This is a genomic window from Hymenobacter humi, assembly GCF_042665855.1.
In the GTDB taxonomy this organism is placed as follows: Bacteria; Bacteroidota; Bacteroidia; order Cytophagales; family Hymenobacteraceae; genus Hymenobacter; species Hymenobacter humi.
The window spans coordinates 2045427-2069212 of record NZ_JBHTEK010000001.1 but is presented as its reverse complement, the minus strand read 5'-3'; the positions used below and the strand labels follow the sequence as shown (position 1 = coordinate 2069212).

Here is a 23786-nt window from a genome sequence, read left to right as displayed (position 1 = left end):
AATCTTATAGGTTAGTGATTATTAAGCGTTTTCTTTAGCGAAGAACTCAGATTCTGCGTTCCGAATCTTCGTCAAGTAGGTCACGTTGGGCTGCACGTTGATGGACTCAAGTGCGTGGAAAGCACGCTCGCCGTCTTCGCGGCGCAGCAGCTGGCTCAGGCGGCTGTTCGGGTCGCGCATATCGCCAAACACGATGGCCTCCGTGGGGCAGGACTGCGCACAAGCCGAAACAATCTCGCCATCCATGGGGCGGCGCTTCTGCTTCTTAGCCTCGAGCTTGCCCAACTGAATGCGCTGGATGCAGAACGAGCATTTTTCCATCACACCGCGGGCCCGTACGGTTACGTCGGGGTTCAGCACCATGCGGCCAAGGTCGGTGAACATGTGGCCGTTTACGGTCTCGAACTTCTCGTTGGAATAGTACGAGAACCAGTTGAAGCGACGCACTTTGTACGGGCAGTTGTTGGCGCAGTAACGGGTACCGATGCAACGGTTGTACGTCATCTGGTTGAGGCCTTCCGTGCTGTGGGTGGTGGCCAGTACCGGGCACACCGTTTCGCAGGGAGCGTGGTTGCACTGCTGGCACATCATCGGCTGGAAAATAACCTGCGGGTTATCCGAAGGGTCTTCCATGGCGGCGTATGTGCCAACTTTGCCAACCGTCTCAAACTCGTCCTTGTGGTGGTCCGAGCTATAGTAGCGGTCAATGCGCATCCAGTGCATCTCGCGGCGGTTGATAACCTCCTGCTTGCCTACTACAGCCGTGTTGTTCTCGGTCTGGCACCCAATCACGCACGAGCCGCAGCCAATGCACGAGTTGAGGTCCACAGCCATGCCCCAGTGGTGGTTGTTGTAAGAGTAGTCCTGCCACAGCGAAACCTTGTTGGGTTTCTCCAGGCCATCCGGCGTGGCAACTTTCTCGTATTCGGTTACCTCTTTCGGATTCTTGATGTACTGAGCCAGCGTGTTTTCCTGCACCACCGGCTTGCGGTCCATGATGGTGTGGTGCGTCTGGGTCTGGGCAATGGGCGAGGTCGCGTCGGTTTTCGTCAGCGTCACCACGTTGCTAAACATCAGCCCGTTGGCTGTTGCGGTAGCAAACGGAGCGGCATTGGCGCCTACCTGGTCGCCGGCTTTGCCAGCGCGGGTACGGCCGTAGCCCAGGGCGATGCTCACCGTGTCGTTGGCCTGGCCGGGCTGAATCAGCACCGGCAGCTCAATCGTGTAGCCGTTGGCCGACACCTTCACGACGTCGCCCTGCTCCCACTCATTCTTGATAGCCATCTTACGCGGCACCGCCACGTAGTTGCCCCAAGTTGCTTTCGAAACCGGGTCGGGCAATTCCTGCAGGAAGGGGTTGTTGGCCTCGCAGCCAGCAGCGCCTAGACCTACCTTTTCGTACAAAGCCAGCTCAACGGCATTGCCAGCGGGCTTGGCCGTGCGGCTGAGTTGAGCTACGGCAGCGGCCGGAGCCAGCGCGGCGCTCATCATGGCCGGGGCCGGAGCCAGAGCCGTACCGGTGGCCACTCCGTCGTGTACCACCTTATCCCAAGCAGCATCGGTTGGAGTAATGGCGCGCCAGCTAGCACGCAAGTACTTGTAGTAATTCGTGTTGTTGCCAGCCCAATGCAGCAAGCTTTCCTGGGCCTGACGGGTCGTGAAGAGCGGCGTGATAACCGGCTGAGCCAGGCTCAGGAATCCGCGCTTGGGCTCGTAGTCGTTCCACGACTCCAGCCAGTGACTGTCGGGAGCGGCATACTGGCAAAGCACACCGGTTTCGTCCAGACGGTCATTCAGCGAAATCGTCAGGGGCACTTTGGCAATGCCCGACTTCACTTTCTCACCCAACGGGTGGTTGTAAACAGGGTTGGCGTTGTAGAAAATGACGGCGCCAACGCTGCCGTTGTTCATGTCATTTACCAGGGCAGCCATCCGGGCGTCGTCGCCCTGACGCACGTAGCTCGGGGCAGTCAGGTCAACCGTAGTGCCGAGGTTGCCCAGCGACTGGTTGATGGCCGCTACTAGCGCCTGTACAGCTGGGTCGTTCGAGCCCGATACCACGAGGCTGGCGCCGCGGTTGGCGGTCAGGTCCTTGGCAGCTTGAGCCAGTTTATCGTTTTTGTAAGCAGATGCACCACCGGCACCGGTTACGGCATTGTACAGAGCCAATGCCACAGCACCCATCTCCGACGGCTTAACCGGCACGCGAATGTCGGCGTTGGAGCCGGTCAGCGTCATGGCCGTTTCGAACTGGTAGTGGCGCGACATGCTGCGCTTGTCCCGGCTAATCTTGCGGGTCATGGCATACTGGCGGCTGTATTCTACCGGCGAAATCCAGGTACCGAGGAAGTCGGCGCCCAGGCTCACGATGATGTTGGCCCGGCCGAAGTTGTAGCTGGGCACAATGCCGTTGTTTGCTTGCAGCAGGCCCGTTACTGACTGCGCGTCGTACATGACGTGCGTAGTGTTGGGGTAGCGCGCTGCAAACTCGGCAATTGCCTTCTTGGTAGTGGGGCTGATGATGGTGGGCGATACGATGGCAATGCGGCCAGTCGTTGCCGCCAGCTTGGTGCGGATGGCTTTATCTACCGCCGCAACTTCGGCTTTCTGGTGCTCATTGCCCGACTTAATGGCAAAGTGCTGCAAGCGACCACCGTCGTAGAGGCTCAACACGGCTGCCTGAGCACGCGCCGACAAACCACCGCTGGTGATGGGCGACTCGGGGTTTCCTTCCAGCTTGATAGGACGGCCTTCGCGGGTCTTCACCAAAACCGCGTTGTAGTCGGCGCCGGTGAAGTAGGTGGAGGCGTAGAAGTTGGAAATCGACGGGTCAATTTCCTCGGGTTTGTTGAGGTATGGGATGGCCTTGCGTACCGGGGTTTCGCAAGAGGCCAACGTGGCTGCCGCCACACCAAAACCCATTAGTTTGAGGAAGTCGCGGCGGGGAGCCGAGGTCGCATCGCTGCTCGCATGGCTTTCCTTGACCGGCATGAATTCGGCAAAAGCCGATTGCATGAACTCCGGGGCGCTTTCCAGTTCCTCAATTCCTTTCCAGTACTTCATTTTCGGGGACTTAGGGACTCAGGGTCTTAGGGGCTTGGGGCCGGCTAAGCCGAGAGGTACTTGATTTTTGAGCGGAATTTTCTGTGATGGGGAGTTAGAACCCTGGCTCTTAAAATCGTTAGGGCGACCTTCAGAGCTAGGGTTCTATTAGCCAATTAGTAGTGGCACTTCGAGCACTCGGTGCCGCCGTTCGACGACACGGTGAAGGGAGCGCCGGCATTCTTGGTGTCGTGCAGCTTCACAAGGTTGTCGTAGTACTTGTTGTCCTTCGCGTTGATGGGCATCTCGCGGTGGCAGTTGATGCACCAGCCCATGGTGAGGGCCGAGTACTGGTACACTACTTCCATGTTCTGGATAGGACCGTGGCAGGTCTGGCACTGCAGGCCACCCACTTGAGTGTGCTGGGAGTGGTTGAAGTAAGCCAGGTCGGGCAGGTTGTGAATGCGTACCCACTGAATGGGCTGCTTGCGCTCAATGGCGCGGTAGATTTTCTTGATTTCGGGCGACTCCGTCTTAATCTGCGAGTGGCAGTTCATACAGATGTTGGCCGAAGGGATGTTGGCCGACTTGCTCTTATATACCGAAGTGTGGCAGTAGGCGCAGTTAATCTGGTGCTGACCGGCGTGCAGCTTGTGCGAGAAAGCAATGGGCTGGGTGGGCTGGTAGCCCTGGGTCAGGCCCACAGCCATTACGCTTTGTACACCAGCATATACTAGTACCAGGGCGAATACCACTCCGACAATGCCACGCAGCATGGGCGAACGGTACATCTTGCCCCAGTCGAAGCGCTGCTCGAGAATCTCGACATCGCGGCCGTCTAGGTCCTTGCGGCCCCGCAACACGTCCTTCATCAGGTTGCCAATGATGACCAGTGTCACCACCAGTACAATCAAAACCACGACGAGGACAATCAACAGGATGTCAACGTACTTACCAGCACCGGCTTCGGCGCCACCAGCAGCGGCTTCATCACCGGGTTTACCATCAACGACTGGCTTAGCTTCGGCAGTGGGGCCCGCTTGGCCTTCCTGCGAGGTTACCCAAGCCAGGATGGAGTTAACCTCCTGGTCGGACAGCGCGAAGGAGGGCATCTGCTGCTTGTTGTATTTGTTGAAGATGGCTACGGCGTACTCATCGCCGCTGGCCACCACCTTGCTCGAGTTCTTAATCCAGGGCAGCAGCCACGAGACCGGCCGGCGCTTGGTGATGCCAGCCAGGGCCGGGCCCACCACCTGCTCGTTCACGGCGTGGCACTGCGCGCAGTTGTTCTTAAACAAGGCGTCGCCGGCGGCAATAGCAGCGGCATCGCCACCACCAGCGCCCGGGGCGGTAGCCGTAGCAGGAGTAGCGGCCGCGGTAGCACCAGGCACCACTCCTTCTTTTTCACGTCGGCAGCGGCTCCCGCGCCTTGAGCGGCAGCCTGTTGGGCGCCGGCAAAGGTGAGGAAGAGCGCCAGCAGCAGTTTAGGTAACGAACGAAGTCGAATGCTATTCATAAGAAAATAGACGGTAAAACGAAACGCTAGGGCATTTCAAGGCCACAAATGTAGGTCAGGAATCGTAGGCGGCAAAAAGTGAAATGCAATTTCTGGGTATCCTCGGCTGGCCATCGCGGGCCCGCTTATAAGCTCCCCGCTCCTACTTGCCACTAAAGCCCTCACCGGCAACCCGATTACAGGACTCTAATGCCGCCTGACACCCACACAAGAGCACTTAAAGCAACTTAAGACGCTGAATTACAACCCATGTCAGCGAATTTTGTTGGCTTTAGCCCTACCAAGTACGGATAAACGGGCTTTGCGGCTATGCCGATATCGCGGGTTCATTCCTTCTGCATCAGTAAAGGGCAGCGCTTGCGGCAAGTTATTTCTTGCATGCTGAAGCCGCCTGACCTGGTTCTTGAGGTATTACTATAAGGAAGTGCAAGAGGACCTTTGGCAATCTACCCGAAAGTCAGTACCTTTGCGCCCCAATCAATTTTTTCACCCCTATATTTTCACCCCGTCGTAATGGAAGTAAGAAATTACGAGACGGTCTTCATCGTAACTCCCGTGTTGAACGAGAGCCAGGTGCAAGAGACGGTCGAGAAGTTCACCCAGGTGCTTAAGGAAAATAGCGCCGCCATTTTGTCCACTGAAGCCTGGGGCCTGCGCAAGCTGGCGTACCCGATTCAGAAGAAAAACACAGGCTACTATTTCTGCCTGTCGTACACTGGAAGTGGTAACATTGTTGACGTGCTTGAGCTGGCTTTCCGCCGCGACGAGCGCATCATCCGGTTTTTGTCCACCGTGCTCGATAAGCACGCCGTGGAGTACAACACCCGTCGCCGCAACGGCGAGATGAACCTGCAAAAGGCTGCAAAAGAAACCGAAGGCGTAGCCCAATAATCCAGTAGTAATATGGCAACTCCCGCATACAACCGGAACAACGACCGGTCGGCTATGAACAAGCCGCAGGACACCCGCAAGAAATACTGCCGCTTCAAGAAGAACGGCATTAAGTACGTGGACTACAAAGACCCGAACTTCCTGCTGAAGTTCGTGAACGAGCAGGGCCGCGTGCTGCCCCGCCGCCTCACCGGTACCAGCCTGAAGTTTCAGCGCAAAGTGACCCAGGCCATTGCAAAGGCCCGCCACTTGGCTCTGATGCCCTACGTAGCTGACGCCCTGAAATAAATTATGAGTTATAAGTTTTGAGTTTTGAGTTGCTACTCCTGGCATTTCTTAACTCATCACTCATAATTCAAAACTCATAATTCTGAATAAGACATGGAAATCATCCTCAAAGACGACGTTAAGGGCCTCGGCTACAAGAACGACATCGTGACCGTGAAATCGGGCTACGGTCGCAACTTCTTGTTGCCGCAGGGTTTGGCCATGCTGGCCGACAAAACCAACAAGAAAATCACGGCTGAGAACGTGCGCCAGGCGGCTCACAAAGCCGACAAAATCAAAGGCGATGCCCAAGCCATTGCCGACCAAATCGGTGATGCGTTCCTGGAAATCCGCGCTAAAGTGGGCGAAAGCGGCAAGATTTTCGGCCGTGTAACCACCCTGCAATTGGCCGAAGCGCTGAAAGCCAAAGGTGTGGACGTAGACCGCAAGCGTCTGTCGTTCGACCAGGAGCCTTCGGCTGCCGGCGACTACACTGCTACCGCTAACCTGCACAAGGAAGTGAAGCAGACGATTAATTTCCGCGTTGTAGCCGAGTAGTTCTCGCTCAACCACAATTAGAAAAGCCCCGCCTTTTGGTGGGGCTTTTTATTACACCTACGGGCCCAATACAGCTTTAGGGCTATTTTTGCTTTGATGTTTAGAACCGAACTCTCTATTGCTCCGGCCACGGACCAGTTGCCGCGCACGGCGCGGGTCCTCACCATGGGCTCCTGCTTTGCCGACAGCATCGGCTCGCGGCTGCTGGCCAACAAGGTAGAAGCCTTGGTAAATCCTTTGGCACCGTGTTCCAGCCCTTGGCGCTGGCCCAGCCTGCTGAGGGCGGCGGCGGGCGAAGAAGTGGACTGGCAGCAGCATCTGGTGGAGGCGCGTGGCCGCTGGCAGAGCTACGACCTGCACGGCAGCATTGGTGCCGATTCGCCGGTTGAGCTGCTGCAAGCCATTCAGGAGCCTGGTGCGCCGCACGGGCGAGTTCCTGCGCCAGGCCGATGTGGTGCTGCTCACGCTGGGCACGGCCTGGGCCTACCGCCTGCGCGAAACTGGCGAGCTGGTTAACAACTGCCACAAGCAGTCGGCCGACTTATTTGTGCGGGAGCTGCTCACGCCCGATGAAATCATCAACGCCCTGGCGGAGACGCACGCCTACCTGCGGCGCATCAATCCCAACCTGCGCTTTGTGCTCACGGTGAGCCCCGTGCGGCACCTGAAAGACACGCTGCCGTTGAACGCGGTGAGCAAATCGGTGCTGCGGGTGGCCACGCACATCGTGAGCGACTTGCTGCCGGGCGTGGCATATTTCCCCGCATACGAGCCTGCTGCTGGACGACTTGCGCGACTACCGCTTCTACGCGTCCGACATGCTGCACCCGTCGGAAGTAGCCGAGGAGTACATCTGGGACAAATTTGCCCGGACGTATTTCGACGTGGATTTTGGCCGGTTCCGCAAGGAATGGGCTTCGGTGCGGCAGTCGTTGGGCCACCGCCCGCTGCATGCCGGCGCGCCGGAACACCGCCAGTTCCTGGAAAGCACCCTCGCCAAGCTAGAACAGCTGAGCTTGCGACGAGTACCCGTAACGGACGAGCTAAGCGAGGTGAGCACCAAGCTGGCCGCGCTGCCAGTGCCGATGGAGCCGGAACCAGCCGTGTTGGCGGAGGATGACGAAGAGCGGATTGATATCGGCGAAGGCGCGGCTTCTTCCGAGGCCCCGGTGATGCCGCGGGAGGGTGCGGCCGCGCCGGTTGCTGAAAACCGGCTGCCGCGCTTGTCGCCCGAGGAATTTCGCTCCCAGCGGGCTGCGCGCTCGGGCCGCCCGGAGAGGGGTCGGCGCGATGGCCGGGGCAAGGGTCAGCCTCAAATGCCTGCCGAAAACGAGCAATTTCAGGCTTCGGAAGCTTTCGCGGGCGACCAGGACAGCCTGACTCCTGCTGAGCCGATGGCACTTCTGCCCACCAAGCTGGGCATTTCCGAAGAACTATTGGAGCAAGCCGCTGCGCCTGTCTCTCTTGAGCCTGCTGATGGGAACGAAGCGCCGGCGAAAAAGAAAAAGCGCCGCTCGCGTGGCGGAGCTAAACGCACCGCCCGCAAGAATGCTCTGCGCCTGGCAGCCGGTGAAATTGAGCCAGGCAGCGAGCTAATGCCCGAGCCCGGCAATGTGGCACCAGAGCCCGTAGCTGCTGCTGTAACTGAAAACCCTGACGAACGGCCAGAAAGCAGGAAGTCGTCGGTGATTACCAAATCGGTGCCCGTCAAGCGAGGCCGAGGCCGCAACGACGCAGGCCGAGTACCGCGGGTACCCTTGTTTGCTCCGGCTGACGATGCTTCGGCCAACGATGTATCAAACGATGTAGCCATCAAGGTTTCAGCCCAATCGGTGGATGCAGAAGTGCCCATCGTAGAAGCAGCAGTACCGTTAGTACAAGCCCCGGCGGTGATAACCGAGGCAGCGACAACGCTGACTACGGCCCATTCCAAATCGCGAAATAATCGAAATAGAGGCCGGAAAGGAGCCGTAGAAACTCCCGTTGCGGAAGCGCCGAGAGGGATGATTACTGCTCCTGAATCGTTTGAAGTAGCGCCCCTTCCGGTGATGGGTACTGCTGAGCAGCTTTCCGGTGTGGTTGAGCCAATTGTCAGCAGCGCTGATAACCGCAACCGGCGCGAAAATCTTCCTGTTCCCAGTCCAATACCGGCGGAAGCTGCTGCTGACTCGGTTGCGAATGCCGCCACGAGCCCAGCGCCGGCCCGGCGTTCCAACCGGGCTAAGCGAGTGGTCAGCGGCGGCCGGTCGGAGAAGCCTGCCATTGATGTGCCAGTGGTGCCCATTTCGGACGAGCTACGCACGCAGGTCGCTGCCGGCCGCATGACGGGTTCTTCGGCTACGTTAATTGAGCCAACTGCCGGGCCAGCACCCGCAACGAAGAAGCCAGCGGCTGCGAAAGCAGCTACGCCTAAACAAGCGGCGGCCCCGAAAAAGGCGGTAGCCCCAAAGGCCAAGCCCGCGAAAAAAGCGCCTGTGCCCACAGCCGCCCCTCCGGCAGCCGAGGTCGAGGCGCCCGAAACGGCGGTAGCCAAACCCAAACGGAAACCAGCCGCAAAACCTAAAGTTGCGGCAGCCAAGCCTCCAGCTTCTAAGCCCAAACCGGCGAAAAAGCCTACCAAGCCTGCTTAATTATTTTCCAAACCCGGCCCTCGAAGCCGGGTTTGGCGTTTTATTGCCATTCGTATTCTTTCTGCTATCTGCTATGGCCCACGCTTCACAACCCACGAACCGCCTCGCTGAGGAAACCAGCCCCTACCTGCAGCAGCACGCCCACAACCCCGTGGATTGGTACCCCTGGGGCCCCGAAGCGCTAAACCGGGCCCAAGCCGAGCAGAAACCAATTCTGGTGAGCATAGGGTACGCCGCCTGCCACTGGTGCCACGTGATGGAGCGCGAATCGTTTGAAAACCAGGCCGTGGCGGCGGTGATGAACCAGCACTTCGTGTGCATCAAAGTCGACCGCGAGGAACGACCCGACGTCGACCAGATTTACATGGATGCCCTGCACGCCATGGGTCTGCAGGGCGGCTGGCCGCTCAATGTGTTCCTGACTGCCGATGCCAAGCCGTTTTATGGCGGCACGTACTTTCCAAAGGGAAATTGGGTGAAGCTGCTGGAGAACATCGGCCAGGCTTACGCCGGCGAGCACCGAAGCGAATTGGAGCAGTCGGCCGAGCGGTTTATGGAGGTAATTGGCACCAGCGAGCTGCAGAAATACGGGGCCAGCAAGAAGGCAGAAGCCCAGAATCTGGACGTTCCCACTGCTTCGCTTGGGCTAGGGCTGGCACCTGAAAGCGGCCCCGCCGGTGTTTCCGATGAGGAGTTCAAGCTATTGATATACAACCTGGGCGTCAAGTTTGACCGCGAGCGGGGCGGCATGAACCGTGCCCCCAAGTTTCCGATGCCCAGCATCTGGCGGTTTTTGCTGCGCGCCCACGTCATCAGCGGCAGCAAGATTCTGTTGGACCAAACTGTGCTCACCTTGCGCGAAATGGCCTGGGGCGGCATTTATGACCAGGCCCACGGTGGTTTTGCTAGGTATTCGGTGGATGCCGAATGGCTGGCGCCGCATTTCGAGAAGATGCTCTACGACAACGGCCAGCTCATCAGCCTCTACAGCGAAGCTTTTCAGGTGACGCAGGAGGAGCTTTTCCGGGAAGTGGTGTATGACACCGTTGAATTTGTGCGGCTTGAGCTGACCAATGCCGACGGCGGCTTCTATTCGTCGCTGGACGCTGATAGTGAAGGCGAAGAAGGGAAATTCTACGTTTTCACGAAGGATGAGCTTCGCGACATTCTCGGCGACGAGGAGCCCCTGTTTTCCGATTATTACAACTGCACGGCGCAGGGCAACTGGGAACACGGGCGCAACATCCTGCACCGCCGCCAAACCGACGAAGCGTTTGCGGCCGCTCACGTCTGGCCCCGGCGGCGGTGGCGGAACTGGTAACTGGTTGGAAGCAGAAAATAATGGCGGTGCGCGCCACCCGCGTGCGCCCCGGCCTCGACGACAAAATCCTCACCGGCTGGAACGCCCTAATGCTCCAGGCGCTGACTGATGCCTACCGAGCCTTTGCCGAGCCGGAGTTTCTGGTCGTAGCCGAGCGCAACGCCCGCTTCATTCAAGCCAATCTGCGCGATGGCCAGCGCCTGAACCGGACCTGCAAAAACGGCCGGGCCAGCATCAGCGGCTTTCTGGAAGATTATGCGCTGGTCATTCAAGCCTACATCAGCCTCTACGAAGTCAGCTTCACCGAGACTTGGCTGCGCGAAGCCGAAACGCTGACCGCATACGTGCTTGCCAATTTCTTTGACCCAAGCGAAACGCAGTTTTTCTACACCGACAGCAGCGCCGAGCCGCTCATTGTCCGCAAAAAGGAGCTGTTCGACAACGTAATACCAGCTTCTAATTCGGTGATGGCGCACAACCTGCGCCGCCTGGGCCGGCACCTGGAAAACGCCCGCTACACCGACCTAGCAGCCAATATGCTGGCTCAAGTGCGGCACTTGGTCGTGAAAGAGCCGCAGCACCTTACCAACTGGGCCTCGCTGTACGCGGCGCTGCTGCGGCCCGGCGCCGAGTTGGCCATCATCGGGCCCAAGGTCGAAAGTTTTCGCCAGGAACTTAGCCGGCGTTTTTTGTTTGACACGGTGCTGGCCGGCGCCAAGAAAAGCTCGGAGCTGCCGCTGCTTAAGCTCCTGAAACCCGCGCCGGAAGGCCGCACGGCCGTGCACATCTGCCGCAATCAGGCCTGTTTGGCGCCGCTATATAGCGTTGCCGAGGCCTTGGCTGCTTTGTAGGGCCGGGGCATGGGCCGGCGCTACCGTCGTGCTATCTTTACTATCCGCCCCTACCCTATTGCTGTTTTGAGTCTCGCTCTCGATTTTATTTCCCCGCCGCTGCCCCGGCAGCTGACCGGGTTACGCTGTTTGCCGACGTTATTCTGCCCTTGCCGCTGCCCCGGCTCTACACCTACCGGGTGCCGTTTGAGCTCAACGACAACGTGGTGATTGGCGGACGGGTGATTGTGCAGTTTGGGGCCAAAAAGACGCTCAGCTGCATTGTGGCGGCCGTGCACGAAACTCCGCCGGCCAACTACCAAGCCAAGTACATCCTCGAATTCATCGACGATGCGCCCGTGGTGACCCAGCCCCAGGCTCAAGCTGTTCCGCTGGATGGCCGACTACTACATGTGCACCATCGGCGAGGTGATAAACGCGGCCCTGCCCTCGGCCCTCAAGCTTAGCTCAGAATCGCGCATTCAGCTCCACCCGGCCTTCTCGCGCGAGGAAAACGAGTACCCGCTCACCCCGCAGGAAGAGCTGATTGTGGACGCGCTGGGCAGCACCGAAGAAGGCAAAGCACTAACGTTTACCGAAGTCGGCGACCTATTGGGCATCACCTCGTTTCATAAGGTGATAAAGTCCCTGATGCACAAGGATGTCATCTTCCTCTTTGAGCACACGGCTGATAAGTACGCGCCCAAAGTGGTGAAGAAGGTGCGCCTGGCCCACCATTTTGTATCGGAAGCGTCGATTGAGCAGCTGTTCAACAGCCTGTCCAGCAAGCCCAAGCAGCTCGATGTGCTGATGAAGTACCTGCAGCGCGTGCCGGTGTACCAAAACGAATACTCCAACCAGAACGGGATTGAGAAGGCGGCGCTCACCAGCAGCCCGCACCTCTCGGCCTCGGCGGTGAACACGCTCATCAAAAACGGCGTGCTGGAGCAGTTCGACGTCATCGTGTCGCGCTTCCCTCTCGAGGACGAGCCCACGGCCCAGCTCCATTTCACCCTCACCGAGGCCCAGACCACGGCGCGGGATGAAATAATGGCCCACTTCGGGGAGAAGGAAATCACGCTGCTCCACGGCGTGACTGGCGCCGGCAAAACTGAGATTTACATCGACCTCATCCGCAAGGCACTGGAGGGCGGCGGGCAGGTGCTGTACCTGCTCCCCGAAATCGCCCTCACGGCCCAGATTGTGGGCCGACTGCTGCGCGTGTTTGGCTCTAGACTGGGCGTGTACCACTCAAAGTTCTCCGACAACGAGCGGGTGGAAGTGTGGAACGGCGTGCTCTCGGGCCGCTTCCAGGTGGTGGTGGGCGTGCGCTCGGCGGTGTTCCTGCCCTTCGACAACCTCGCACTTATCATTGTGGATGAGGAGCACGAGTCTTCTTACAAGCAATACGAGCCCGCCCCGCGCTACAATGCCCGCGAAGTGGCCCTGATGATGGCCCATTTCCAGGGCGCCAAAACCCTGCTAGGCTCGGCCACACCGGCCGTGGAAACCTACTACCAGGCCAAGCAAGGCCGCTACGGGCTGGTGTCGCTCACCAAGCGCTTTGGCGAGGCTGGCATGCCCGATATTGAGCTGGTAGACACCCGCAAGGCCCGCGAGAAAAAGACCATGCACAACCACTTCACCGCCGATTTGCTGGGCGAAGTGGAGCGCACGCTGGGCCGGCAGGAACAGGTGATTCTGTTCCAGAACCGCCGCGGCTATGCGCCCGTGGTGGCCTGCCAGGACTGCGGCTGGATACCCAAGTGCACCAACTGCGCCGTGAGCCTGAGCTACCACAAGCACAGCCACGAGCTACGCTGCCACTACTGCGGCTACCACGATTCCATGGTGACGCAGTGCCCCGCCTGCGGCTCCCGCGCCGTGAAAACCCAGGGCTTCGGCACCGAGAAGATTGAGGACGACCTGAAAATCATGCTGCCCCAGGCTAACATCCAGCGCATGGACCTGGACACCACCCGCGCCAAAAACAGCTACCAGCAAATCATCGCCGACTTCGAAAAGCAGGCCACCAACGTGCTGGTAGGCACCCAGATGGTAACCAAGGGCCTCGACTTTGCCAACGTGAGCCTGGTGGGCATCATCAACGCCGACAGCATTATCCACTACCCCGACTTCCGGGCCCACGAGCGGGCCTACCAGATGTTTGTGCAGGTAAGTGGCCGGGCCGGACGCAAGGGCAAGAAAGGCAAGGTGCTCATCCAGACTTCGGACCCCACGCAGGTGATTTTCGACAAGGTGATTCGCAACGATTACGTGGAGTTTTACAACTACGAAATCGTGCAGCGCCACGAGCACGGCTACCCGCCCTTCATGCGCGTGATTAAGATGACGGTGAAGCACGTGGAGCAGGGCCTGGGCGAGCAGGCAGCCATTCTGCTCACTCAGGAACTGGTAGACCGCCTGGGCCGCGCCGCCGTGCTCGGGCCCGAGGCGCCCTACATCTTCCGCATCCGCAATTTTTACCTGCAGGAAATCACCATCAAGCTCGACCGCGCCCACACCGCCCTGAAATGGGCCAAAGAGCAGATTTGCGCCGCCATGGACGTGGTGAAGGACCAGAAAGAGTTCAAGCAAGCCCGACTGGTGGCCGACGTGGACCCAATGTAAACTCACTTTAGCTCAACGAGCTCAACATAAAAAGGCCCCGACTACACCAGTAGCCGGGGCCTTTTTATGTTGAGCTAAATGCGGGACCTACAAGTTATCCAGCAGCCACAGCACGATGAATATCAAGCCAATCAGGACAATAATGCCACCCACCCAGTTGCTAAAAATACCGACAATTAAGCCGATTAGCAGAAGGATGATGCCGGTGCGGAGGTTGCCGCTAATCGCGCTGGTCTCAGAGGTCGAGGCCGTGTTGTCGTGCTGGCGCACGGTGCCTGCGCGCTGCATGAGCTTGTCCACCTTGCGGGTCACTTTGTTCAGGGCTACGCGCTGAAAGGCGTTTGGCTTGGGGGCCGGGGTGGCCACTGCCTGGCTGGATGAGGCTACTGCCTGAGCGGCGGGCGCAGCGGCCTGCTTCTGGGCTGCTGCCTGGCGCTTGGCGGCCTGGGGAGCAGCTGGTGCAGCAGTTGTGGCGGGAGCAGCAGCAGCAATAGCCTCCGGAGCTACGGCCGCAGCTGGAGCAGCTGCCGCAACAGCAGCCGTTGGCCGGGCCTGGGCGGGAACCGGAGTAGAGGCGCGGTTTACGCCATGGTACGAGCCACCCTTGGGCAGCATGGCGTACTCGGCGCGGCTGCAGCTACCCAAGGTGAGGGCGCACGCGGCAACAGCGACGAGCTTGGTGAAGGGAGAAAAAGGTTTTTCATAGTTATGGGGGATAAGAGAATGAGGAAATGCTCGTTCTACGGCCAAAAGTACATACAGGTGAATACTTCTATGGGCTTTTTCAAATTAGCCACCCCCGCTTTCTCCTAAGTGATAGGTTATGCTGCGCATATCGGGCGCTACTGTTGGGCTGAACGCTCTTTTACCGGTTGCTGTTTAATACTGAACTTAAGCCGAATGTGCTTACTTGCGAATTGTATGAGGTACTCTTTTTTAACGTGGCAACGGGCATTAAGTGCAGTGAGCGTGGGTAGCGGGGCCAGTTTGCTGCTCCTGGGCTGCACCCAGCTTCCGGCCGAAACATCGCCTTCTGCTACCGCTACGCAGCGCCTGCGGGCCACCCTGGTATCCGATACCAGTGGCTACGAAATAGCGCCTCCCCGCGACCCCAACGGCATCAATACCTATTACATGGGCCGGCAGATTGCCCACGTCATGGGCCACGAGGGGTCGGGCTGGCTGGAACGCAGCGGCCGGCGCCAGGAAGAAGGCACCGACATTCTCATCAAGGAGCTGAAGCTAAAACCCACCGACGTGGTGGCCGACATTGGGGCCGGCACGGGCTTTTTCTCGTTCCAGCTGGCCAAAAGGGTGCCCAAGGGCCAGGTACTGGCCGTCGATATTCAGCCGGAAATGATTGCCTCGCTGCAAGCCAGCCGGCGCCGGCTCAACGCGCCCAACGTGCGCCCCGTGCTGGGCACCAGCACCAACCCCACCCTGCCCGCCGACAGCGTGGACCTGGTTCTCATCGTGGATGCCTACCACGAGTTTGACCGCCCCCGCGAAATGGGCCGCGCCATTCGGCGCGCTCTGCGCCCCGGCACTGGCCGCCTGGCGCTGGTAGAGTACCGCGCCGAGGACCCGAACGTGCCCATCAAGCGCATTCACAAGATGAGCGTGGAGCAGGCCCGCAAGGAAATGGCAGCAATTGGGCTGGAGTTTGTGGAGTCCATCGAAACCCTCCCGCAGCAGCACCTGCTGTTATTTCGCCGGCCAAACTAGGCGGCAATGACCGGGCCGCCCGACCTTTGCGCCCATGACTGCCCCCACCCGCGCGACCTTTCCATTCACGACTTCACGTATCCGCTGCCCGCCGAGCGCATCGCCGCCGAGCCCCTGCCCGACCGCGCCGCCAGCCGCCTGCTGGTCAGCCGAAACGGCCAGCTGGCCGACAAGTACTTCCGGGACCTGCCGCAAGTACTCCCAGCCGGTGCGCTGCTGATTTTCAACGACACCCGCGTGGTGCGGGCGCGGCTGCTGGCCCGGCGGCCTACTGGCGGGCAGGTTGAGCTGTTTTGCCTCGAACCCGTGGCGCCGCACCGCAGCCTGGAGCTGGCCCTGCAGCAAACCGGCCACTGCACGTGGCGCTGCCTGGTGGGCAACGGCCGCCGCTGGAAAGAAGGCCCGGTTACGCTCGATTTCACGACGGCCGACGGGCAAGCCGCTACGCTTTGGGCCGAGCGCGAGGCCCAGGAAGCGGGCACGGCACTCATCAATTTTCGCTGGCAACCCGCCGACTTGCCTTTTGCAGAGGTGCTACGGGCCGGCGGCCATCTTCCTCTGCCGCCCTACCTGGGCCGGCAGGACACTCCTACTGATGCCGTGCGCTACCAGACGGTGTACGCCGCTGCCGAAGGGGCAGTAGCCGCCCCCACGGCCGGGCTGCATTTCACCCCTGAGCCTGCTGGCCGAGCTGCAGCAGCAAGGCTTCGCTACGGGGCACGTCACGCTGCACGTGGGCGCCGGCACCTTCCAGCCGGTGAAGGCCGACCACATGGCCGACCACCCCATGCACACCGAGCCCATTCTGGTAAGCGCGGCCCTCTTGCGGCAGTTGCTGGCCCACCGGCCCCGGCCGGTGATAGCCGTGGGCACCACCAGCCTGCGCACGCTCGAAAGCCTGTACTGGCTGGGCGTTGGGCTGCTGCAGGGCTGCGACCCTGGCCCCGATGAAGCCGAGCTGCGGGTGACACAGTGGCAGCCGTACGAGCTAGCCGGGGCGGCCGCCAGCATCAGCCCGGAAGCGGCCCTTACGGCGCTGCTCCGGCACCTGGAAGCCACGGGCACCGACACCCTGCAGGCCAGCACCCAGTTGCTCATTGCGCCGGGCTACGAGTTCCGGCTGGTTCAGGGCCTTATCACCAACTTTCACCAGCCGGAGAGCACCTTGCTGCTGCTGGTAGCGGCCCTACTGGGGCCGGACTGGCGGGCCGTGTACGACCACGCGCTGGCGCACGGCTACCGGTTCCTGAGCTACGGCGACAGCTCGCTGCTGCTGCCTGGCACGGTAATGGGAGAAGGAGTGGCCGCAGCCCGGAGCTGAAAACCTCTACTCTGGTGCTGCGTACAACGCTCAACTTTTCCCTTTAAATCGACCTTCTTATGAAAAAGTCCTTTTTGATGCTCGCTGGCCTAGCCCTCTTTACGACTGCCGCCAACGCCCAAGATGTAACTCCTGCCAAGCCCAAAACCGAAGTTGAAGTACGTGACAACGGCACGGTGAAAACCACGACCAAAACCGGCAAAACCAACGCAGGCGCCGCCCTCGATAATACCAAGGATGCAGCAGGCAACGTGCTGCACAAAGCCGGCCATGGCGTGAAGCGCGGTGCCCAAAAGACCGGCCACGTGGTGAAACGCGGTGCCCAGAAGACGGGGCACGCGGTAAAATCCGGTGCCCAGAAGACGGGCAGCACCGTGAAAAAGGGCACACAAAAGCTGGAAGCGAAAACCGAATAGGCTGACCTTCTGGCAGACAGCGAGTTTAGCCCAGCACCCACTGGCACTTTCTTAAAGCCGCTACTGCCCAATTCCCTAAAAAAGCCCCGGCCGCAATGCCGGGGCTTTTTTGCGTTTAAGCCTGCGCTGCTGGCCACCGACGGTGCTGCTTTAGCTCAATAAAAACTACCCCAGCATATCAGTAGGAGGCACTGAGGTTTTCTCCGTGTTCGTCTGCAGTTCGTGGCTCATACGCTCGAGTACGCCGCGCCCAAAGAGGCTCACGCCCGTATTGAGCACCACCAGGGCCGCAGTGCCCGCGGCCACCCACTCCGAAGTGGGCGCGCGCTGGTCTTTCTTGTGGCCGGCCCATTGCACCATGCAAGCCCCGGCCCCGATAGTGACTAGGCCCAACGGAGCAAACAACAGCCATTTGTCTTTGTGAGTCATCGCAAAAGAAAAGTAAGAAGTGGGTGTAATGACAAGCTCAGGGCCACGATGAACCCTGTGGGTTTGGTTCGACGCGTACCTTTCGGCTTTCTGCTTACGCACCACCACCGGCCGTGTTACGGCGGCCCAGCCCGCTCTTTTGCCATGACTCCTTACGAACAGCTCCTGCACCTCGCCTTCACCGCTCCCAACGACGTGAATTATTACCTCACTCCTACCACCCTGCGCGCCTACGACCAGCTGCGCACCGCCCCGCCCGCCGAGCGGCCTTTCCGCTTCGAGCAAGTGCGCCTGGGCGTGGCCATGAGCCTGCTCAAGCTGGTGTCGGAGCTGGGCGAGCACGACGAGAGCCGCCAGGTGCTCGACGTGCTGCACCGCGCCCTGAGCGAGGCGCGCTCGCCGGAAGACATTGACCGCATCGTGGGCCGGGAAGCCCGCCTGTTCGACCGTCTCTACGAAAACCTCTACGTGAACGAAGAAGGTGAAGCGCTGCTCAACCTCTTCGGCCGCACCCTCGACGCGGATGCTCCCGAACTGCTGGAGGAAGTAGCCCAGGAAGGCGTAGACCTCGCCCGAACCCTCGATTTCAGCCCCGACGAAGACGATGACTAACCCGCCTGTTGCACCCATCACTCAAGCCGAAAGCCTGCCCGTACCCGCATGCGTGCACTTTTTCCCATTCAACTCTCTCCCACTTCATTCTTCCCTATTTGACGATGACCCTTACCATTTTAGGTTTCATGCTTTTGATTCTTGGGCTGAATGCTGCCCGATTTTCTGAGCGCCTGGGCCAATTGCGCGGCGGCCTCATCTTTCTGGGCTTCGCATTCCTGGTGCTCGGCATCGTGCTGAGCACGGTGGTGCAGATTGGCGTGGGGCAGGTGGGCGTGCAAACGCTGTTTGGGCAGGTGCAGCCGCGCGTGCTCCAGCCGGGCCTGAGCGTGGTAAACCCGTTGGTTGATATTACGCGCTTCGACACCCGGACCCAGAACTACACCATGTCGGCCCAGCACGGCGAAGGCTCGCAGTCGGGCGACGACGCCATCCGGGTGCTTTCGGCCGACGGCTTGGAAGTCGTGATTGACCTGACGGTGCTCTACCACGTGGTGCCGGCCCAGGCGCCCCGCATTCTGGCCACCATCGGCGAGGATTACCAGGACAAAATCGTGCGGGCCATTTCGCGCACCCGCATCCGCGACAATGCCGTGTATTACGACGCCGTGGCCCTGTACTCCACCCGCCGCGAAGAGTTCCAGACCCGCATTCTCAACTCCATCGAGAAAGACTTCCGCAGCAGCGGCCTGCAGCTCGACCAACTGCTTATCCGCAACATCCAGCTGCCGCAGTCGGTGAAGACCAGCATCGAAAGCAAGATTTCGGCCGAGCAGGAAGCCCAGAAAATGCAGTTTGTGGTGCAGAAAGAGCGCCAGGAGGCCGACCGCAAGCGCGTAGAAGCCCAGGGCATTGCCGACTACCAGCGCATCATCAACACCCAGCTCAGCGACAAGCTCCTGCAGTACGAAACCATCAAGGCCAACCAGGCCATTGCTACCTCGCCCAATGCCAAGGTCATCATCATGGGCCAGGGCCGGGGCAACACGCCGCGCCTGCTCCTGGGCGATAAGTAAGAGCAACCCCACTCAAGGGCAATAAAAAAGCCGCTCTGATAATCGGAGCGGCTTTTTTGTGAGCTTAAACCAGCCGAAGCTTAGTAGCCGGGGTTCTGAATCAGCACCGGGTTAGCGGGGTCGTTCAGGTCGGTTTCGCGCTTCGGGATGGGCAACACCAGGATGTTCGAGGTGATGGGAATTACCGTGCCCGTCGAGGTGGTAATGTTGGTACCCGTCCGCTTCAGGTCGTGGATGCGGAAGCCTTCGAAAGCCAGTTCCAACTGACGCTCACGCAGGATGTCTGCTAAACTCACTGTGCCTGCAAGAGGACTAGGATTACGCACTACAACTCCACCCACACTAACAGTCTTAGGGTTGATTGAATCCGCTTGGGAACGGCTTCTGATTCTGTTAATATCAGCCCAGGGTGTAGCTCCAACAGCCGTACCCGCGCGCTGATTCGTTTCTGCCCGAGTGAGATACATCTCAGCTAGACGAATAACAGGGATATTCTGCCCATAAGCCGTGTACTTGCCGGAACGCAAGGCCACATTGGGAGCAGATACCGAGCGTGCTCCGGTGCTATTGTAAAGTAGTTGAGCCGTCCCACGAGCATCTTTCGGCCCATACAGGTTGGCAAAAGGCGCATCTACCCGTACGTCGCCCCGGCCGAGCCTGGCCGATGCTGGCAAAGTGAGTGGCCAAGCCAGCGTTGGCAGTGCCGGCGTTGTTCTGGTCGTTCTGCTGGATTTCGAACAGCGACTCTGAAGTATTACGGCCTGTAAATACGGCGCCTACCGTGGGTGCCAAGGAACGACCGCTGGTCTTGATAACGTCGTCAGACAGCGTGAGAGCCTGAGCAAAGTTGCTCTGCTGGAGGTACACGCGGGCCAACAGTGCCTTAGCAGCATCTCGGGTGGCGCGGGTACCGTTCGTCTTGGGAAGCAGCGCAACAGCCTTGGTCAGGTCGTCGATAACCTGAGCGTACACCTGGGCCACCGTGGAGCGGGCCACCTTGCGGTTGGCTTCTTCCACCGTACGCACCGGCGTGAGGTTGATGGGCACCCCGAGGTCAGACTGAGCCGTGGTCGCGTTGTACTGCTTGGCGAAGAGACGTACCAATTCGAAGTACATATCGCCCCGGATGAAGCGAGCCTCGCCTTCGAACGTCGCCTTTGAGGTGGCACTCGTCACCACGGGCAGGGCGTCAAGCACTAGGTTGGCTTGGTTGATAGCTTGGTACGCCTCGCGCCAAATGCCTTCCGCAGTGGTATTGTCAACTTTGGTCAGGCGGCGGGAAATGTCGCGTAGGTTAGCAAACGTGCCCTGGAACGTAATGTAGTTGTCGGCCGCCATCAGCTCGGGCACCAGAATCAGGTTGGTGCCGTACAGGTTGGAGTTATCGAGTTCGGGCATACATGCCCACTACTCCGCTACCTACTTTGTCTTCGGAGTTGAGCGCCGTGGTAGCATCTACCGCCTGCGCGGGGTCAATATCTAGCTGCTTGTCGCACGCCGTCAGGCCTAAAGTCAGGCCCAAGGTGAGGAGAGTTGCCGAACGGAAAAAGATATCTTTCATCGGAAGTTATTGCTAAGAATTAAAAGCCAACGTTAACGCCTACCAAGAAAGTCTTGGCCAGCGGCGGCGTGTAGAAGTCATGACCAATGAGGTAGTTGGCGGCGCCGAAAGCAGCCGTGTTTACCTCGGGGTCGTAGCCGCCGTAGTTGGTGAAGGTGAACAGGTTCTGCGCCGAAACGTAGATGCGGGCCGACTTCACGTAGCCGCGCTTAGCCAGTTCCGAAGGCAGGTTGTAGCCGAGCGTCACGTTCTTCACGCGGAAGAACGAACCGTCTTCGATCCAACGCGACGACTGCGAAGTACCGTTGGCACCGTAGAGGCGCAGCTGAGGCACATTGGTGATGTCGCCCTTCTTCTTCCAGGCGTTGAGCTGGTCGAGGGTCTGGTTGTCGAAGTAGTCGCCGCTGGCCGACTGGTAGATACCAGCCGAGTTGTAGATGTCGTTGCCGGACACAAACTGACCTAGCACGCTCAGGTCAACGCCTTTGAACGAGAAGGTGTTGGTGATACCGCCCGTGAAGTCGGGGTTCGGGTTGCCTACTACTTGCTGGGCGGCCAAAGCCGGATTGTTGGTAGTGCCACCTTCTTTGGTATAGTACAGGGCATCACCGTTGTCAGAGTCTACGCCAGCAAACTTGCGGCCGTAGAAAATGCCAATGGGGAGGCCTTCACGCACGCTGCCCAGGTACTGGCTCTGGATGGGCGCCGCCAGCGAGGTGATTTTGTTGCGGTTGAACGACATGTTGATGTTGGTCGTCCACTTGAACTCCTTGTCGAAGTTGCGGGTGTTCAGGCTGATTTCGAGGCCGCGGTTGTTCAGCGCGCCCACGTTCTCGGTCACGATGCTATAGCCACCTACGTACGGCAGCGGACGGCTGAGCAGCAGGTCGGTAGTTTTCTTCTCGTACACGTCCACTTCGCCCGAAATGCGGTTGTCGAAGAAGCCAAACTCCAGGCCCAGGTCGGTCTGAGCCGTGTTCTCCCAGGTCAGGTCGGGGTTGCCCACGGCAGCGCTGGGCTGCAAGCCGGCCAATTCCGCGTATGGAAGGGCAGCGTACAAGCCACGCGAAGCGAAGTTGCCGATTTCGGCGTTACCTGTCACGCCGTAGCTGGCCCGCAGCTTCAGGAAGTTCAGGAAGCGGTTTTCTTTCAGGAAGCTTTCTTCCGAAATAACCCAGCCAATCGAACCAGCACCGAAGTTGCCGTAGCGGTTGTTGGCGCCGAAGCGCGAAGAGCCGTCGCGGCGCACGCTACCCGAAATCAGGTACTTGCTGCGGAAAGCGTAGTTCAAACGAGCGAATTCCGACACGAAGGCAAAGCCGTCGGCCGAAGAAGACGAACCGCCGGTTTTGATGGCCGCGCTGGCCACTTTGGTAAACTCAGCATTCGGGAAGCCGCGGCCTTCGGCAGCAGTGGCTTTCGTATCGGAACGCTGGAACGAGAAACCCACCAGGGCATCGAAGTTGTGGTCTTCGTTGAAGGTGTAGTTGTAGTTGGCCGTGTTGTTGGTGGTGTAGTTGATTACCTGCACCTGGTTGCTGTAGCCGTAGCCGGTGTTGCCCCCGTTCTGGTGCCCGCGGCGCGGTACAGGTTTTCGTTCAGGTTCAGGAAGTCGGCGCCGATTTCGCTACGCAGCGTCAGGTTCTTGATGGGCTGGTAGGTGAAGTACGCCGTGCTGAACGAGCGGTACGTGCCGGCACGGTTGGTGCCTTTTTCCAGCTCGAGCAGGTTGTTGTAGTACAGCGTGTTGTTGTTGAGCTCGCCGGTGTCGGGGTCGCGGATGGGCTGAATGGGCGGCAGCGCGTTGAGCTGCAGAGGGTTGGTAAACGCGTTGTCGTTTGGCGTACGGTCGTTCACCGAGCGGGTCAGCGACAGGTTCAGGCCTACTTTGAATTTGTCGGTGATGGAGTGGTCGAGGTTGATGCGAGCACTGCCGCGACGGTAGCGGTTGCCGATGATGATACCGGTCTGGTCGTTGAACGTCGAGGCTCAGGAAGAAGCGGGTCTTGGCATCGCCGCCGCTCACGTTGAAGTCGTACTGCTCTACCCGGCCTTTCTGGAATGCCTGCGAGGCCCAGTCGGTATCGTACTTCGAGTTGATGTCGAGGCCGTTGCCTTCGAATTCTTCGGCGGCATCGTAGCCCTCGTTTTCGGCTGCTTCGGTGAACAGCTGCTTATACTGGGCAGCGTTCAGGAACTTGCGGCGGCGGGTGGTTTCGCTGGTGCCCACGTAGTAGCCCAGGTTCACCTTGGTCTGGCCCTGGCGGCCTTTCTTGGTGTTCACCAGGATAACGCCGTTGGAAGCGCGCGAGCCGTAGATGGCGGCCGACGAAGCGTCCTTCAGGATGGTGATGGACTCAATGTCGTTCGGGTTGAGGTCGGCAATCGGGTTCAGCGGCTCGGTGTCGGAGCCCACGTCGGTGGACGTCGCCGGAATACCGTCAATCACATACAGCGGCTGGTTGGAAGCCGAAACCGACGACGAACCGCGCACGCGGATTTGCACACCAGCGCCCAGCTTGCCCGAGCCCTGGTTGATTTGCACGCCGGGCGTACGGCCCTGAATGGCCTGCTCGAAGCTTACGGTCGGCACGTTTTCCACGTCCTTGGCCGTGAGCTGGGTTACCGAACCCGTCAGGTCCTGCTTGGTCTGGGTGCCGTAGCCCACTACCACGGCTTCGCTGAGCTCGGTAGCCGCAGCCGCCAGCGTTACGTTAATGGTGGACTGCGTGCCCACGGCTATGGTTTGGGTAGCGTAGCCTACCGAGCTGATAAGCAGCGTGGCGTTGGGCTGCACGGTGAGGCTGAACGCGCCGTCGGCGTTGGTGCTTACGCCGTTGGTGGTGCCACGTTCCAGAACAGTGGCACCGGGCACGGCCCCGCCGTCGGAGCCCATTACCCGGCCGCTGATGGCTTGCTGGGCCCAGGCGGGCACGGCAAATAGCCAGCACGCCAGCAGCGTAAAGAGTTTAAGATGAGTGAATAATTTGTACTTCATGGGAAATTTGGTTTAGGAACCG

The 23786-nt window shown here is 59.6% G+C and carries 22 protein-coding genes and 5 pseudogenes; 17 read left to right on the top strand and 10 right to left on the bottom strand.

Annotation, left to right across the window (positions count from 1 at the left end):
• Window positions 1–21 precede the first annotated feature (21 nt).
• Window positions 22–3063: a TAT-variant-translocated molybdopterin oxidoreductase gene (locus ACFQT0_RS11565; RefSeq protein ID WP_380202873.1), complete on the bottom strand. Its 3042-nt coding sequence runs from the start codon at window positions 3061–3063 to the stop codon at window positions 22–24.
• A gap of 155 nt (window positions 3064–3218) precedes the next feature.
• Window positions 3219–4433 carry a cytochrome c3 family protein gene (locus ACFQT0_RS11560; protein WP_380202871.1) on the bottom strand — a complete coding sequence of 405 codons (1215 nt, stop codon included), beginning with the start codon at window positions 4431–4433 and terminating at the stop codon, window positions 3219–3221.
• Window positions 4434–5071: 638 nt separating this feature from the next.
• Between ACFQT0_RS11560 and rpsF the strand changes: the two genes are divergently transcribed.
• The 10 genes and pseudogenes from rpsF to priA all read left to right on the top strand — a co-directional run bounded on the left by rpsF (window position 5072) and on the right by priA (window position 13686).
• Window positions 5072–5449 (top strand): 30S ribosomal protein S6, encoded by a 378-nt coding sequence (rpsF, locus tag ACFQT0_RS11555; RefSeq protein ID WP_380202869.1) that lies wholly within the window; start codon window positions 5072–5074, stop codon window positions 5447–5449.
• Window positions 5450–5503: 54 nt separating this feature from the next.
• Window positions 5504–5737, top strand: a complete 234-nt coding sequence (gene rpsR, locus ACFQT0_RS11550; RefSeq protein ID WP_035561439.1) for a 30S ribosomal protein S18 — start codon at window positions 5504–5506, stop codon at window positions 5735–5737.
• Between the two features lie 93 nt (window positions 5738–5830).
• A complete protein-coding gene (gene rplI, locus ACFQT0_RS11545; protein WP_092677482.1) occupies window positions 5831–6274 on the top strand; it encodes a 50S ribosomal protein L9 in 444 nt (147 codons plus the stop codon).
• A gap of 96 nt (window positions 6275–6370) precedes the next feature.
• Window positions 6371–6790 carry a GSCFA domain-containing protein gene (locus ACFQT0_RS11540; RefSeq protein WP_380202867.1) on the top strand — a complete coding sequence of 140 codons (420 nt, stop codon included), beginning with the start codon at window positions 6371–6373 and terminating at the stop codon, window positions 6788–6790.
• Window positions 6690–6992 (top strand): annotated as a pseudogene (locus tag ACFQT0_RS11535) (GSCFA domain-containing protein); the annotation flags it as partial. The gene ACFQT0_RS11540 and the pseudogene ACFQT0_RS11535, both read left to right, overlap by 101 nt.
• Before the next feature lie 70 nt (window positions 6993–7062).
• A complete protein-coding gene (locus ACFQT0_RS11530) occupies window positions 7063–8904 on the top strand; it encodes a GSCFA domain-containing protein (protein ID WP_380202865.1) in 1842 nt (613 codons plus the stop codon).
• Window positions 8905–8977: 73 nt separating this feature from the next.
• Complete coding sequence (locus tag ACFQT0_RS11525) at window positions 8978–10225, top strand: thioredoxin domain-containing protein (protein WP_380202863.1); 1248 nt, start codon at window positions 8978–8980, stop codon at window positions 10223–10225.
• On the top strand, window positions 10210–11076 hold the full coding sequence (locus tag ACFQT0_RS11520; protein ID WP_380202861.1) for a hypothetical protein: 867 nt from the start codon (window positions 10210–10212) through the stop codon (window positions 11074–11076). The genes ACFQT0_RS11525 and ACFQT0_RS11520 overlap by 16 nt, the downstream gene beginning before the upstream one ends.
• A gap of 149 nt (window positions 11077–11225) precedes the next feature.
• The gene (locus tag ACFQT0_RS31645; protein ID WP_449272062.1) at window positions 11226–11522 is read left to right on the top strand and encodes a primosomal protein N' family DNA-binding protein; all 297 of its coding nucleotides are present in this window, start codon (window positions 11226–11228) and stop codon (window positions 11520–11522) included.
• Window positions 11452–13686 carry a replication restart helicase PriA gene (gene priA, locus ACFQT0_RS11515; protein ID WP_449272061.1) on the top strand — a complete coding sequence of 745 codons (2235 nt, stop codon included), beginning with the start codon at window positions 11452–11454 and terminating at the stop codon, window positions 13684–13686. Before ACFQT0_RS31645 ends, priA begins: the two co-directional genes overlap by 71 nt.
• An 87-nt stretch (window positions 13687–13773) precedes the next feature.
• Here the strand turns inward: priA and ACFQT0_RS11510 are convergent, their stop codons facing one another.
• A complete protein-coding gene (locus tag ACFQT0_RS11510) occupies window positions 13774–14331 on the bottom strand; it encodes a hypothetical protein (protein ID WP_380202859.1) in 558 nt (185 codons plus the stop codon).
• A 324-nt stretch (window positions 14332–14655) separates the two neighbouring features.
• Between ACFQT0_RS11510 and ACFQT0_RS11505 the strand changes: the two genes are divergently transcribed.
• From ACFQT0_RS11505 to ACFQT0_RS11485, 5 genes and pseudogenes are all read left to right on the top strand, one after another.
• Window positions 14656–15411, top strand: a complete 756-nt coding sequence (locus tag ACFQT0_RS11505) for a class I SAM-dependent methyltransferase (RefSeq protein WP_380202857.1) — start codon at window positions 14656–14658, stop codon at window positions 15409–15411.
• 6 nt (window positions 15412–15417) lie between these two features.
• A pseudogene (locus ACFQT0_RS11500) lies at window positions 15418–16032 on the top strand (S-adenosylmethionine:tRNA ribosyltransferase-isomerase); the annotation flags it as partial.
• 112 nt (window positions 16033–16144) lie between these two features.
• A pseudogene (locus ACFQT0_RS11495) lies at window positions 16145–16252 on the top strand (hypothetical protein); the annotation flags it as partial.
• Between the two features lie 15 nt (window positions 16253–16267).
• Entirely contained in the window at window positions 16268–16732 is a 465-nt protein-coding gene (locus ACFQT0_RS11490) for an S-adenosylmethionine:tRNA ribosyltransferase-isomerase (protein ID WP_380205992.1), read from the top strand.
• Window positions 16733–16791: 59 nt separating this feature from the next.
• On the top strand, window positions 16792–17148 hold the full coding sequence (locus tag ACFQT0_RS11485) for a hypothetical protein (RefSeq protein WP_380202855.1): 357 nt from the start codon (window positions 16792–16794) through the stop codon (window positions 17146–17148).
• A gap of 165 nt (window positions 17149–17313) precedes the next feature.
• Here the strand turns inward: ACFQT0_RS11485 and ACFQT0_RS11480 are convergent, their stop codons facing one another.
• Window positions 17314–17577 (bottom strand): hypothetical protein, encoded by a 264-nt coding sequence (locus tag ACFQT0_RS11480; protein WP_380202853.1) that lies wholly within the window; start codon window positions 17575–17577, stop codon window positions 17314–17316.
• 144 nt (window positions 17578–17721) lie between these two features.
• Here ACFQT0_RS11480 and ACFQT0_RS11475 point away from each other — a divergent pair, with 144 nt between their 5' ends.
• Together ACFQT0_RS11475 and ACFQT0_RS11470 are read left to right on the top strand one after the other, a co-directional pair.
• A complete protein-coding gene (locus ACFQT0_RS11475) occupies window positions 17722–18189 on the top strand; it encodes a hypothetical protein (RefSeq protein ID WP_380202851.1) in 468 nt (155 codons plus the stop codon).
• A 104-nt stretch (window positions 18190–18293) separates the two neighbouring features.
• Complete coding sequence (locus ACFQT0_RS11470) at window positions 18294–19205, top strand: prohibitin family protein (protein WP_380202849.1); 912 nt, start codon at window positions 18294–18296, stop codon at window positions 19203–19205.
• Between the two features lie 80 nt (window positions 19206–19285).
• On the opposite strand, the gene ACFQT0_RS11465 is transcribed toward ACFQT0_RS11470, so the two are convergent.
• The 6 genes and pseudogenes from ACFQT0_RS11465 to ACFQT0_RS11440 all read right to left on the bottom strand — a co-directional run bounded on the left by ACFQT0_RS11465 (window position 19286) and on the right by ACFQT0_RS11440 (window position 23764).
• The gene (locus tag ACFQT0_RS11465) at window positions 19286–19468 is read right to left on the bottom strand and encodes a hypothetical protein (RefSeq protein WP_380206161.1); all 183 of its coding nucleotides are present in this window, start codon (window positions 19466–19468) and stop codon (window positions 19286–19288) included.
• A gap of 9 nt (window positions 19469–19477) precedes the next feature.
• Window positions 19478–19672, bottom strand: a pseudogene (locus tag ACFQT0_RS11460) (RagB/SusD family nutrient uptake outer membrane protein); the annotation flags it as partial.
• A 97-nt stretch (window positions 19673–19769) separates the two neighbouring features.
• Window positions 19770–20603 carry a RagB/SusD family nutrient uptake outer membrane protein gene (locus tag ACFQT0_RS11455; RefSeq protein WP_380202847.1) on the bottom strand — a complete coding sequence of 278 codons (834 nt, stop codon included), beginning with the start codon at window positions 20601–20603 and terminating at the stop codon, window positions 19770–19772.
• Window positions 20587–20766 (bottom strand): hypothetical protein, encoded by a 180-nt coding sequence (locus ACFQT0_RS11450; protein ID WP_380202845.1) that lies wholly within the window; start codon window positions 20764–20766, stop codon window positions 20587–20589. Before ACFQT0_RS11450 ends, ACFQT0_RS11455 begins: the two co-directional genes overlap by 17 nt.
• A gap of 19 nt (window positions 20767–20785) precedes the next feature.
• A pseudogene (locus ACFQT0_RS11445) lies at window positions 20786–22324 on the bottom strand (SusC/RagA family TonB-linked outer membrane protein); the annotation flags it as partial.
• 69 nt (window positions 22325–22393) lie between these two features.
• Entirely contained in the window at window positions 22394–23764 is a 1371-nt protein-coding gene (locus ACFQT0_RS11440) for a TonB-dependent receptor plug domain-containing protein (protein ID WP_380202843.1), read from the bottom strand.
• Window positions 23765–23786: the final 22 nt, after the last annotated feature.